This is a genomic window from Pseudomonas sp. MIL9 (assembly GCF_016887925.1).
Taxonomy (GTDB): Bacteria; Pseudomonadota; Gammaproteobacteria; order Pseudomonadales; family Pseudomonadaceae; genus Aquipseudomonas; species Aquipseudomonas mohnii.
The window spans coordinates 104,622-116,916 of sequence record NZ_JAFEHE010000013.1 but is presented as its reverse complement, the minus strand read 5'-3'; the positions used below and the strand labels follow the sequence as shown (position 1 = coordinate 116,916).

The window sequence follows — 12,295 nt, the reverse complement described above, 5'->3', positions numbered from 1 at the left end:
GTCCGCCCTCAGACCTGGGCTTGCACCAACGCCCGGGCATTCTGCAAGCGTCGGGTAAGCATTGCCGCGCTCACCACCAGAATGCCGCACAGGCTGATGACCATGGCCATCGGCATCGCGCTGCCGTCGTGTAAAACGCCCACCAGCGCGGAAGCTCCGGCGGCCACACTGAATTGCAGACAACCGAGCATCGCCGAGGCGCTGCCGGCGCGGGCGCCCTGGCCGTTCATCGCGCAGGCCGAGGCGTTGGGCAGGATGCAACCCAGGCTGGCGATGCAGACAAACAGCGGAATCAACAACGGCCAAAGCTGTGCGGTTTGCAGCGCACTGACGGCGAGCAAGGCCAGGCCGGCGCCGAGGTAGATCCACACCGTGCGCGCCAGCAGGAACGCCGGGCCACGCCGGGCCAACAGCCGTGCATTGACCTGGGCCACCAGAATGAAACCCGCCGCATTGGCCCCGAAGAACCAGCCAAAATGTTCGGCCGGAACACCATAAAGTTTGATGAAGACGAATGGCGAACCGGCGATATAGGAAAACATCCCGGCGATGGCGATACCACCGGTCAGCGCGTGGCCGAGATACACCGGATCCTTCAACAGCCGTCCGTACTGACGTAACGCCCCGGACAAGGGTTGGCGCGGCAAATGGGCGGGCATGCTTTCCGGCAATCCGAGGGCTACGGCCAGACCGGCCAACGCGCTGAAACCGGTCAGCACCAGGAAGATCGACTGCCAACCCGCGGTGTTGACCAGCACACCGCCGAGCATCGGCGCAAGAATCGGCGCCAGCCCCATGACCAGCATCAACTGCGAAAAGACTTTCGCCGACCCCACCGCATCGCATTTGTCGCTGACCACTGCCCGTGAGATCACCATCCCCGCACACCCGCCCAGCGCCTGGACGAAACGCGCGCCGATGAGCCAATCGAGGTTCGGCGCATAGGCGCAGGCCAGAGAGGCAGCGGTGAACAGCCCGACGCCGATCAACAGGGGAATGCGTCGCCCAAAGCGATCCGCCACCGGGCCATAGGCCAATTGACCGATGGACAGACCAAAGAAGTAGGCCGCCAGCGTCAGCTGCACATGTTGCTCATCGGTAGCAAAGGCAAGCGCCATGGCCGGAAAGGCCGGCAAGTAAAAATCGATCGCCAGCGGACCGAACGCGCTCAAGGCGCCGAGAATGAGGATTGTGCGCAGGTTCATCAGGCATCCAGTTGGGCAGAGTCAGCAGCCCGACAGTCTAGCCGTGCACGGATGCCTTGAACATTCAGATAGCTCGCTAACTATTAAAAAAATCAGGCTAACTTGACGTCATAACCTTCTTCGCTGATCGCCGCGATCACCTGTTCGGCGCTCAGCGAACTTTCGACGCCCACTTCTTTCGCCGCCAGATCGACACGCACACTGGCGGCCGCATCCCTGGCCTGTACCGCAGCCGTGATGGCTTTGACGCAATGGCCGCAGGACATGCCTTCAACATTGAATACTTGCATGGGACAACTCCTTGAATGAGGTTTTTTAAAGAGGCGACGCGCAGTGTCGAGCTTGCCACCATGGCAAGGTCAAGTTCTGAAATAATCTGCCGGGCTGGCAATCGGCGTCGCGCTCGGCCAAGCTGCGTCCATCTATGACTCGATCTCAGGAGATTCAGCCATGCGCTGGTCAGCTTTCAGCCTGTTTGGCTTTCTCAGCCTTTTCGCCGCCATGCCCTCGGCCAATGCTGCCGGGGAGGACTATGGTGTGCTGATCATTTCCCGCGAACGGCTGGAAGTGTCGACCAGCTGCGAGATTGGCGTTTACATCCAGGATCAGTTGTCGGCGCGGTTGTTCCAGGAGCAAAGCACTTCGTTCAATCTGCCGCCGGGCAATGTCTCGCTGCGCCTGAAACTGCTGCCCGGCCAGGCACCTGGCTGCAATCCGGGCATGTTGGCGCCGGGCTCGCAAAACATCACGCTTCGGGCCGGGGACGTGCTGAAGTTCCGGATTGCGATGACGCAGGAAGGGATGTACCTCAAACAAGCAGCGCTCGAGTACTGATCAGCACCTGATGTGGGAGCGAGCTCCCACTATTTACGCTGGCAGTTTTTCGATTCGGGCTTGACCTTACCCGCATGGCAAGGTTGATCCTGTGGGCATCCACTACAGGGAGCGTGCCCCATGTCCGAATCCATTACCTACGATCTGCCCATTGCCGGCATGACCTGCGCCAGTTGCGCCGGGCGTGTCGAACGCGCCTTGAGCAAAGTCGTTGGCGCCACGGCTGTCAGCGTCAACCTGGCCACCGAGCAGGCCCGTGTTCAGGCACCCGCCGACAGCCTGCCGGCCTTGATGGAGGCCGTGCAAAACGCCGGATACAGCGTGCCGCAGCACAGTCTGGAATTGAGCATCGACGGCATGACCTGCGCCTCTTGCGTCGGTCGCGTCGAACGGGCGCTGAACAAAGTACCCGGCGTGAAGAGCGTCAGCGTCAACCTGGCCAACGAACGGGCCCACCTCGAACTGCTCGGCCAGATCGATCCGCAAACCCTGCTCGCCGCCGTGACCAAAGCCGGATACAGCGCGAGCGTCTGGGAGGCCGAACAGCCACAAACCGACAGCCAGCACACTCGCCTGCAACGCGAGCGCTGGGCCTTGCTCGCGGCCATCGCCCTCGCCTTGCCGTTGGTACTGCCAATGCTGCTGCAACCGTTCGGCGTGCACTGGATGCTCCCGGCCTGGGTGCAATTTGCACTGGCCACGCCAGTGCAGTTCATCTTTGGCGCGCGCTTTTATGTCGCGGCCTGGAAAGCCGTACGTGCCGGGGCCGGCAACATGGATTTGCTGGTCGCCCTGGGCACCAGCGCCGGTTATGGCTTGAGTCTGTATGAATGGGCCACGGCCGCCGGACGCATGCCACACCTGTATTTCGAAGCCTCGGCGGTGGTGATCGCCTTGGTGCTCTTGGGCAAATACCTGGAAAGTCGTGCCAAACGCCAGACCGCCAGCGCCATTCGCGCCCTCGAAGCACTGCGCCCAGAGCGTGCCATTCAAATCGTCGACGGTCGTGAGCAGGAAGTCGCCATCAGCGCCCTGCGCCTCAATGACCTGGTGCTGGTCAAACCCGGTGAACGCTTCCCGGTCGACGGTGCCGTGGTCGAAGGCCAGAGCCATGCCGACGAAGCGCTGATCAGCGGCGAAAGCCTGCCGGTGCCGAAACAGCCTGGCGACAAGGTCACCGGCGGCGCAATCAATGGTGAAGGTCGGTTGCTGGTTCGCACTCAGGCGCTCGGTGCGGAAACCGTATTGGCGCGCATCATCCGTCTGGTGGAAGACGCTCAAGCGGCGAAAGCACCGATCCAGAAACTGGTGGATAAAGTCAGCCAGGTGTTCGTGCCGGTGGTTTTGCTGCTGGCCCTGGCGACGCTGATCGGCTGGTGGCTGTACGGCGCACCGATGGAAACCGCGTTGATCAACGCCGTGGCGGTGTTGGTGATCGCTTGTCCCTGCGCCCTCGGTCTGGCGACGCCGACCGCGATCATGGCCGGCACCGGGGTGGCGGCACGCTACGGGATTCTGATCAAGGACGCTGAAGCGCTGGAGCGAGCCCATGAAGTCAGCGCGGTGGTGTTCGACAAGACCGGCACCCTGACCTCGGGCGCTCCGCGTATCGCCCATTTGAGCGCCATCGACGGCGACGAAGCCGCGCTGCTGCAAATGGCCGGCGCCCTGCAACGCGGCAGCGAACACCCGCTGGCCAAGGCGGTACTGGATGCCTGCAGCGAACGTGGCCTGACCGTGGCCGATGTCAGCGACAGCCAGTCCCTGACCGGACGCGGCATTGCTGGCAGCCTCGAAGGCCGGCGGCTGGCCCTGGGCAATCGGCGCTTGCTGGACGAGAGCGGCTTGAGCTTGGGTCCCTTGGCCGATTCGGCAAGCGCCTGGGAAACCGAAGGCCGGACCTTGTCCTGGCTCATCGAGCAAAGCCCGGAGCCACGGGTGCTGGGCCTGTTCGCCTTTGGTGACACCCTCAAGCCCGGCGCACTGCAAGCGGTGCAACAACTGAGCGCACGGCACATCAGCAGTCACTTGCTGACCGGTGACAACCGTGGCAGCGCCAAAGTGGTGGCTGAAGCGCTGGGCATCAGCGACGTGCATGCCGAAGTGCTGCCAGCCGACAAAGCCGCCACGGTCACCGCGCTGAAGAAAACCGGTGTGGTGGCGATGGTCGGTGACGGCATCAATGATGCGCCGGCCCTCGCTGCCGCAGACATTGGCATCGCCATGGGTGGCGGCACAGACGTAGCCATGCACGCCGCCGGCATCACCCTGATGCGCGGCGATCCACGACTGGTGCCCGCCGCGCTGGAGATCAGCCGCAAGACTTACGCGAAGATCCGGCAAAACCTGTTCTGGGCCTTCGTCTACAACTTGGTCGGCATTCCATTGGCGGCGTTCGGCTTCCTCAACCCGGTGCTGGCCGGCGCGGCCATGGCGTTGTCGAGTGTCAGCGTCGTGAGTAACGCGCTGCTGTTGAAAACCTGGAAACCCAAGGACCTGGAGGACAACCGATGAACATCGGCCAAGCAGCGCGCCACAGTGGCCTGAGCGCCAAGATGATCCGGTATTACGAGTCCATCGGCCTGCTCAAGGCCGCCCATCGCACCGACAGCGGTTATCGGATCTACAGTGACGAGGATTTGCATACCCTGGCGTTTATCAAGCGCTCCCGGGATTTGGGCTTTTCCCTGGAAGAAGTCGGCAAATTGCTGGCCCTCTGGCAAGACCGCCAGCGCGCCAGCGCCGATGTCAAAGCCCTGGCCCGTCAGCATATCGAGGAGTTGAACCAGAAGATCCGTGAACTGGGCCAGTTGCGCGATACCCTCCAGGACCTGGTTGAGCACTGCCAAGGGGATCATCGGCCGGACTGTCCGATTCTCAAGAACCTGGAATCGGGGTGCTGTGCTGAACCTGTTTCTGCCTGACACCTTGATGCTGAATGTACTGACGCCTTCGCGGGCAAGCCCGCGAAGGCGGACGATGAGGCGACATCCATATTGAATCTGTAACCCTGCAAAAAAACCGGCCGAAGCCGGGTTTTTCTTTAGCCGATCACTGCATCCACGGCGGAGGCGGTTCTTCGGCCTTGCCCGGTGGCGCGTCATCAGCGGCACGTGCAGCCTGCTTGCGCTCTTCATCCAGGCGTGCAGCCTCGATCTCGCGCATGATGCCGCCCACGTCAGCCAACTCTTCCGGTTCGTCGAACTCGCCGGTCAAGACGCTGGCCGGGTGCAAGGTGCCGGCCTCGTACAAGGCCCACATTTCCTTGGCGTACCGGGTCTTTTTCAGCTCCGGCGCGAACCGCCCGAAGTAGGACGCCATGTTGCCCACATCGCGCTCCAGCATGCTGAACGCGTGGTTGTTGCCCGCTGCGTCCACCGCTTGGGGCAGGTCGATGATCACCGGACCGGTCGGGGTCAGCAATACGTTGAACTCCGACAGGTCACCGTGCACCAGACCGGTACACAGCATCAGCACGATCTGCGAAATCAGAAAGGCGTGATACTCGCGTGCCTGATCCGGTTCCAGCACCACGTCGTTCAGACGCGGCGCGGCATCACCGTACTCATCGGCCACCAACTCCATCAACAGCACGCCTTCGAGGAAGTCGTACGGCTTGGGCACTCGCACACCGGCATTGGCCAGACGGAACAGCGCCGCCACTTCGGCGTTCTGCCAGGCGTCCTCGGTTTCCTTGCGGCCAAACTTGGAGCCCTTGGCCATGGCCCGGGCCTGACGGCTGTTGCGCACCTTGCGGCCTTCCTGGTACTCGGCCGCCTGACGAAAACTGCGTTTATTCGCCTCCTTGTAGACCTTCGCGCAACGTAACTGGTTACCGCAGCGCACCACATAAACAGCTGCTTCTTTACCACTCATGAGTGGGCGCAGCACTTCGTCGACCAGACCGTCCTCGATCAGGGGTTCAATGCGTTTTGGAGTCTTCATCAGCTTTTATTGTGGGTCCTTTATTACCAAACACGCGAAAGTCATTCGTTATACGGCAATCCTCTCCTTGACGGGAGGGGTTGCCGACCTATGAACGCTGCCGATGCACACAATGTGCCGAAAAACCTGACAAATTCCGCCGATGTTCATCGACCGCCAAGAATCATAGCCGAGCCCGCAGCACTTGTTGGAGAAGGGATGTAAGAGGATTGACGACAAAATCCGACATACCGTCCGACTATTTTCGTAGGATTTTTTTCCAACAGCCCTCAATTTCCCACGAGAGCAGCCGAAGTCATCAGTAACAAAGCGAATTGTCCGACGCTCGTTTCGATAGAAGACGACGACTTTCCCAGGAACGGGATCAACAACTCAGTTTATGTCTGCCATTAAATTCCGCGAGTCCTCTGCACTACGTGGGTTACAACAAAATATGGAGCGCGGATGAATATCAAACAGAAGTTGACGTGGGCGTTTGCAATCATCGCCTGCTTGCCCGTGGTACTGGTCGCCACCCTTGTGGTGCTGAACCTGCGCGGCGATGCCAAGGACAATTTCATCGACGGCAGCGGACGCGAGATTCGTCAGGTCAGCAACGCCATGCAGCTGTTTTTCGACGGCATCAGCCAGAACGTCGAGTACCTGGCCAACCAGCCCTTGGTCAAGACAGCCGACGCCAGCGTGAAAAGCCGCGTCAGCGCTGACGCCGCGAAAATTCCAGACACCGAGATCGACACCAAGCTGTTTGATTTGTTTGCGGCCCTGGCCGCCAGTCATCCGGCTTACTCCTACGTGTCCTACGGCCTGGCCAGTGGTGGTTATGCGTTCTGGCCTGGCGACGCCAAAATGGCCAACTACGATCCGCGCGTTCGTCCCTGGTACAAAACGGCGATGGCCAACCCGGGCAAGACTGTGCGCACCGAAGCCTATTACTGGGCCGGCGATGACGCCGTGCTGGTGAGTACCGTGCGCGCCGTGGCCAACCAACTGGGTGCCCAGGGTGGCGTGGTCAACATCGACGTGTCGCTCAAGCAGCTCACCGAAATCGTCAAACAGATCAAACTGGGTGAGTCCGGCTACCTGATGCTGATGGAAAACACCGGCACCGTGCTGGTGGACCCGAAACAACCGGAACATAACTTCAAAGCCCTGAGCAGCCTCGGCGACGGTTACGCGCAATTGGCCAAGGCCGGTAAAGGTCTGGTCGAAGTCGAGCTCAACGGCGAGCGCTACATGGCCAACGTCTGGCCGTCGGAGCAACTGGGCTGGACCTTCATCGGCCTGATCAAGCAAAGCGAAGTCATGAGTTCGGCAACCCAACTGACCTGGTTGATCGCCATCATCGCCGCCGTGCTGGCGGTGCTCTTCGCCGTCGTCGGCGCCAGTTTCGCCAGCCTTATCGTGCGCCCGATCCGCAGCGTGGCCAGCGGGCTGGAAGGCATCGCCCAGGGTGAAGGCGACCTGACCCAGAACCTGCAAATCCGTGGTCGCGATGAAACCGCGCAACTGGCCAACTGGTTCAACCAGTTCCTGGCGGCGATCCGCAACCTGATCCAGAGCATTGGCGGCGCCGCGAGCAAAATCCTCGACACCTCCAAGAGCTCGACCCAGGTCTCCCACGACATGGCCGAAGCGGCCGGTCGTCAACGTGAAGCCGTGGACATGGTGTCCACCGCGTTCCACGAAATGGTCGCCACCGCCAACGAAGTGGCCCGCTCTTGCAGCCAGGCCGCCGAATCGGCCGACAGTGGCCAGCGCCAGGCCCGCGAAGGCCAACAACAGATTGACGCCGCCGTGACCAGCGTCGATCGCCTGAGCCAGGAAATCGAACAGTCGGCCCAGTCGATGCAACAACTGGAGCGCGACAGCAACGACATTCAGTCGATTCTCGGGACCATTCGTTCGATTGCCGAGCAGACCAACCTGTTGGCTCTGAACGCCGCCATCGAGGCCGCACGTGCCGGTGAACAAGGCCGTGGTTTCGCGGTGGTCGCTGACGAAGTGCGAGCCCTGGCCAAACGCACGGCCGACTCCACGGCGGAAATCGACGGGCTGCTGGGCAACCTGGCCAAACGCACCAGCCAGGTGACCCAGCAGATGCATGCGAGCCTGGAAGTGTCGCAGCAATCGGTCATACGCATCGGTGAAGCGCGCAGCAGCTTCGGGCAGATTCGCGAGTCGGTGGACGTGATCCGCGACATGAACACCCAGATCGCCACGGCGGCCGAGCAACAGCATCAAGTGGCCGAAGACATCAACCGGCACATCAGCCACATCCATGGCGATGCGCAGTTGGTGGCAGAGCTGGCGAACTCGGCGCGCCTGGATTCCCAGAGCCTGGCCGGTTTGTCGAATGAGCTGGACGGGTTGGTGCGCCGCTTCCGCACCTGACCGAAGACCGCTTCGCGGTCGATCGCTGGCAAGCCAGCTCCCACAAGATTTGCGTCACACTGTGGGAGCTGGCTTGCCAGCGAAGGCTTCATCACTGCCGAAACAACTCTCCCGGCGTAAAACCGAACAAACCCTTGAACGCCGCAATGAACGCCGACGTCGAGTCATACCCACAGGCCAGCGCGGCATTGGTCACGCTGTCGCCCTCCTCCAGCAAGCTCAGCGATGACAACAGCCGCATGCGCTGGCGCCAGCCACGGAAACTCAACCCCGTTTCGCGCTGAAACAAGCGCATCAGGGTTTTCTCCGAAATGCCCAAGCGCTCAGCCCACGCCTGCAAAGTCACGTTGAGCTCGGGATTTTCGATCAGTTCGTTGCACAACCCCAGCAACCGTTCATGCCGAGGCAACGGCAGGGAAAACCCGACTTCCGGCAACGTCGCCAATTGATCCAGCAGCACACTCACCAGCCGCGCCTGCGGGCTATCGCCCTGCGGATACTCCACCGGCAGCAGGCAAAAACTCTTGATCAGTTCACGGGCCAGTGGCGTCACTTCCAGCACCCGGCAACGCCCGTCCGCCCACTGGCAATCCTCGCGACGCACGTAGAGGCTGCGCATCTCGGCACGCATCGAGGTCACCACCTGATGCTCCAGATCCGCCGGAATCCAGATCCCCCACTGGGGCGGTGCGAAGAAACTGCCTTCAGCGGTGTGCACGCCAAGTACGCCACTGATCGCGTAGGAAAACTGCACCCAGTCGTGGCGATGGGACGGCGTCCATGAACCGGCATTGAGGCTCTCCACCCGCGCATACAGCGGACGCGGCAACGTCTTGAGGGGAGGAATGCTGCGTTCGAGGGTGATTTGTCCGTTAGTCGGCATTGACTGACCTTATGTTGCAAGACGGCTGATGCGGCCGACGTTAGGCCATGTCACACATCGATTCAACACCGGTGGTTCTTGTGGGAGCGGGCTTGCCCGCGATAGCGATGTGTCAGGCAACAGCGATGGTGAATGTGCGGCCCCCATCGCGGGCAAGCCCGCTCCCACAGTTTTTCGCTGCCTTCAAAAATCAGCGCTCGATGATGGCGGTGACGCCCTGCCCTCCCGCAGCGCAAATCGAAATCAGCCCTCGCCCCTGCCCGGCCGCCGCCAACAACTTCGCCAGGTTGGCCACGATGCGCCCGCCCGTCGCGGCAAACGGGTGCCCGGCCGCCAGCGAGCTGCCTTTGACGTTGAGCCGGCTACGATCGATTGAACCCAAGGGTGCATCAAGGCCGAGATGGGTCTTGCAATAGTCCGGGTCCTCCCAGGCCTTCAAGGTGCAAAGCACTTGCGCGGCGAAAGCTTCGTGGATTTCGTAGTAATCGAAGTCCTGCAAGGTCAGGCCGTTGCGCGCCAGCAAGCGCGGCACCGCATACACCGGTGCCATCAACAGCCCTTCGGCGCCGTTGACGAAGTCCACCGCCGCCGCCTCGCCGTCGCGCAGGTACGCCAGAATCGGCAAGCCGCGCTCCTTGGCCCACGCTTCGCTGCCCAGCAGCACCAGCGACGCGCCATCGGTCAGCGGCGTGGAGTTGCCCGCCGTCAGCGTGCCCTTGGCACTTTTTTCATAGGCTGGTTTGAGTGCGGCCAGCTTTTCCAGCGTCGAATCCGCACGCAGGTTGTTGTCGCGGGTGAGGCCGAGGAACGGCGTCATCAAATCGTTGTACCAGCCTTCGGCATAGGACGCGGCCAGTTTTTGATGGCTCTCCAGGGCCAGTTGATCCTGTGCTTCGCGGGGAATGCTCCAGGTCTGCGCCATCAGCTCGCAGTGCTGCCCCATGGACAAGCCGGTTCGCGGTTCGCCGTTGCGCGGGAACTCGGGAATCAGGTCACGGGGCCGCAACTGCAGAAAGGTTTTCAGCTTGTCGCCAGTGGTTTTGGCGCGGTTGGCTTGCAGCAGAATCTTGCGCAGGCCTTCACTGACACTGATCGGCGCGTCAGACGTGGTATCGACCCCACCGGCAATGCCGCAGTCGATCTGGCCCAGGGCAATCTTGTTCGCCACCAGCAACGCCGCTTCCAGTCCGGTGCCGCAGGCTTGCTGGATGTCATAGGCCGGGGTCATGGGTGACAGCCGCGAGCCGAGCACGCATTCGCGGGTCAGGTTCATGTCCCGCGACAGCTTGAGCACCGCCCCGGCAACCACCTCCCCGATGCGCAGGCCATGCAGGTTGTAGCGCTCGATCAAGCCTTCGAGGGCAGCCGTGAGCATGGCCTGGTTACTGGCGGTGGCGTATGCGCCATTGGAGCGGGCGAAGGGAATCCGGTTACCGCCGATGATCGCGACGCGGCGCAGCTGAGTCATGAAAAGCTCCCTATCAACATTTGAAAGTTAAAACCGCCCCTGTGGGAGCGAGCTTGCTCGCGATGGTGTGTCAGCTACATTGACTTCGACTGATACACCATCGCGAGCAGGCTCGCTCCTACAGTCTGGTCAAGCGTAGGCCTTATCTCGTGGATCGAACGACTGATCGCCATTCATGGTCCACACTTTGAACCTCAGCTGCTGGAGCGCGTTCCATGTCTGACCGCTATATCGACTTCGCCAATTCCTCCATCGGCCATCGCCTGGTCGGGGCCTTGGGCCTGCCTTCGCCGGTGCGCCTGGAGCGTTGGCAAGCGGGCCGCTTGCGTCCTATCGAAGGCGCGTTGCTGATCGGCGGCGGGCCGCTGGCGGAAAACGTCAGCGCCTTCGCCAATCGCCTGACCGATGCCATCTACAGCTACGCCACCGATCCTTCGCTGGCCACGGCGTGGATTCCCGGCCATGGCCCGAAACTCAAGGCCGTGGTGTTCGATGCCACTCACCTGGTGCAGACCGATCAGCTCAAACAGCTGCGCGAATTCTTCCAGCCCTTGATGAAGAACCTCGACCACTGCGCTCACCTGGTCATTCTCGGGCGTGAGCCGCAGACCTTGAGCGACCCGTTCGCCTCCAGCGCCCAACGGGCGATTGAGGGGTTCAGTCGTTCGCTGGCCAAGGAACTGCGCAGCGGCGGCACCTTGCAGCTGATCCATGTCGGCGAAGGCGCTGACGATCAACTGGAAGGCCCGCTGCGGTTTTTCCTTTCGCCGAAAAGCGCTTTCGTCTCCGGGCAAGTCATTCGCCTGAACGCCTGCGACACCCCGGTGACCGACTGGACCCGTCCGCTGTCCGGGCGCAAGGCGCTGGTCACCGGCGCGGCGCGCGGCATTGGTGCTTCCATCGCCGAAACCCTGGCCCGTGACGGCGCCGACGTCATTCTGCTCGACGTGCCACCGGCCAAAACCGATCTCGACGCCCTCGCCGCACGCCTGGGCGGGCGCAGCATCACCCTCGACATCTGCGCCGAGGACGCCGCCACGCAACTGGTCGAAGCGCTACCCGACGGCATCGATATCGTGGTGCACAACGCCGGCATCACCCGCGACAAAACCCTGGCCAACATGACCCCGGAATTCTGGGACGCCGTGCTCGCGGTCAACCTCAATGCCCCGCAAGTCCTGACCAGGGCCTTGCTCGATAACGGCACCTTGCGTGACCACGGCCGGGTCATCCTGCTGGCGTCGATCAGCGGCATCGCCGGCAATCGCGGACAAACCAACTATGCGGCGAGCAAGGCCGGGCTGATCGGCCTGGCGCAGGCCTGGGCGCCGCTGTTGCAGGCCAGGGGCATCAGCATCAATGCCGTGGCACCGGGGTTTATCGAAACCCAGATGACCGCACACATTCCATTCGGCCTGCGCGAAGCCGGGCGACGCATGAGTTCCCTGGGCCAGGGCGGCCTGCCTCAGGACGTCGCCGAAGCGGTGGCGTGGCTGGCGCAGCCGGGCACGGGCGCATTCACCGGGCAGGCCTTGCGCGTCTGTGGGCAAAGCGTTTTGGGGGCATAGG

The 12,295-nt window shown here is 62.1% G+C and carries 10 protein-coding genes; 5 read left to right on the top strand and 5 right to left on the bottom strand.

The features are described 5' to 3' along the window. Positions 1-8: 8 nt before the first annotated feature. Positions 9-1,205, bottom strand: a complete 1,197-nt coding sequence (locus JQF37_RS16140) for a multidrug effflux MFS transporter (RefSeq protein ID WP_130206484.1) — start codon at positions 1,203-1,205, stop codon at positions 9-11. A gap of 92 nt (positions 1,206-1,297) precedes the next feature. After that, a complete protein-coding gene (locus tag JQF37_RS16135) occupies positions 1,298-1,495 on the bottom strand; it encodes a cation transporter (protein ID WP_047537090.1) in 198 nt (65 codons plus the stop codon). Positions 1,496-1,655: 160 nt separating this feature from the next. On the opposite strand from JQF37_RS16135, the gene JQF37_RS16130 reads away from it, so the two are divergent. The 3 genes from JQF37_RS16130 to cueR all read left to right on the top strand — a co-directional run bounded on the left by JQF37_RS16130 (position 1,656) and on the right by cueR (position 4,963). Further along, a complete protein-coding gene (locus tag JQF37_RS16130) occupies positions 1,656-2,039 on the top strand; it encodes a hypothetical protein (RefSeq protein ID WP_130206482.1) in 384 nt (127 codons plus the stop codon). A gap of 120 nt (positions 2,040-2,159) precedes the next feature. Continuing rightward, positions 2,160-4,553, top strand: coding sequence for a heavy metal translocating P-type ATPase (locus JQF37_RS16125; protein WP_130206480.1), 2,394 nt, complete (start codon positions 2,160-2,162; stop codon positions 4,551-4,553). Then, a complete protein-coding gene (cueR, locus tag JQF37_RS16120) occupies positions 4,550-4,963 on the top strand; it encodes a Cu(I)-responsive transcriptional regulator (RefSeq protein WP_130206478.1) in 414 nt (137 codons plus the stop codon). Before JQF37_RS16125 ends, cueR begins: the two co-directional genes overlap by 4 nt. A gap of 127 nt (positions 4,964-5,090) precedes the next feature. Here cueR and JQF37_RS16115 read toward each other — a convergent pair whose 3' ends face one another. Then, on the bottom strand, positions 5,091-5,984 hold the full coding sequence (locus JQF37_RS16115) for a PA4780 family RIO1-like protein kinase (RefSeq protein ID WP_103403233.1): 894 nt from the start codon (positions 5,982-5,984) through the stop codon (positions 5,091-5,093). Positions 5,985-6,428: 444 nt separating this feature from the next. On the opposite strand from JQF37_RS16115, the gene JQF37_RS16110 reads away from it, so the two are divergent. Beyond that, positions 6,429-8,375, top strand: coding sequence for a methyl-accepting chemotaxis protein (locus tag JQF37_RS16110; RefSeq protein WP_130206476.1), 1,947 nt, complete (start codon positions 6,429-6,431; stop codon positions 8,373-8,375). Between the two features lie 91 nt (positions 8,376-8,466). Here the strand turns inward: JQF37_RS16110 and JQF37_RS16105 are convergent, their stop codons facing one another. Both JQF37_RS16105 and JQF37_RS16100 read right to left on the bottom strand, forming a co-directional pair. Continuing rightward, complete coding sequence (locus JQF37_RS16105; protein WP_130206474.1) at positions 8,467-9,258, bottom strand: helix-turn-helix transcriptional regulator; 792 nt, start codon at positions 9,256-9,258, stop codon at positions 8,467-8,469. Between the two features lie 190 nt (positions 9,259-9,448). Further along, positions 9,449-10,726, bottom strand: coding sequence for an acetyl-CoA C-acetyltransferase (locus JQF37_RS16100; RefSeq protein ID WP_130206472.1), 1,278 nt, complete (start codon positions 10,724-10,726; stop codon positions 9,449-9,451). A 215-nt stretch (positions 10,727-10,941) separates the two neighbouring features. Here JQF37_RS16100 and JQF37_RS16095 point away from each other — a divergent pair, with 215 nt between their 5' ends. Continuing rightward, a complete protein-coding gene (locus tag JQF37_RS16095) occupies positions 10,942-12,294 on the top strand; it encodes a 3-oxoacyl-ACP reductase (protein WP_130206470.1) in 1,353 nt (450 codons plus the stop codon). Position 12,295: the final 1 nt, after the last annotated feature.

Bases quoted from the DNA above. Each gene is read 5' to 3' on its own strand.
- JQF37_RS16140 (WP_130206484.1), bottom strand. From the start codon at position 1,205: ATGAACCTGCGCACAATCCTCATTCTCGGCGCCTTGAGCGCGTTCGGT.
- JQF37_RS16135 (WP_047537090.1), bottom strand. From the start codon at position 1,495: ATGCAAGTATTCAATGTTGAAGGCATGTCCTGCGGCCATTGCGTCAAA.
- JQF37_RS16130 (WP_130206482.1), top strand. From the start codon at position 1,656: ATGCGCTGGTCAGCTTTCAGCCTGTTTGGCTTTCTCAGCCTTTTCGCC.
- JQF37_RS16125 (WP_130206480.1), top strand. From the start codon at position 2,160: ATGTCCGAATCCATTACCTACGATCTGCCCATTGCCGGCATGACCTGC.
- cueR (WP_130206478.1), top strand. From the start codon at position 4,550: ATGAACATCGGCCAAGCAGCGCGCCACAGTGGCCTGAGCGCCAAGATG.
- JQF37_RS16115 (WP_103403233.1), bottom strand. From the start codon at position 5,984: ATGAAGACTCCAAAACGCATTGAACCCCTGATCGAGGACGGTCTGGTC.
- JQF37_RS16110 (WP_130206476.1), top strand. From the start codon at position 6,429: ATGAATATCAAACAGAAGTTGACGTGGGCGTTTGCAATCATCGCCTGC.
- JQF37_RS16105 (WP_130206474.1), bottom strand. From the start codon at position 9,258: ATGCCGACTAACGGACAAATCACCCTCGAACGCAGCATTCCTCCCCTC.
- JQF37_RS16100 (WP_130206472.1), bottom strand. From the start codon at position 10,726: ATGACTCAGCTGCGCCGCGTCGCGATCATCGGCGGTAACCGGATTCCC.
- JQF37_RS16095 (WP_130206470.1), top strand. From the start codon at position 10,942: ATGTCTGACCGCTATATCGACTTCGCCAATTCCTCCATCGGCCATCGC.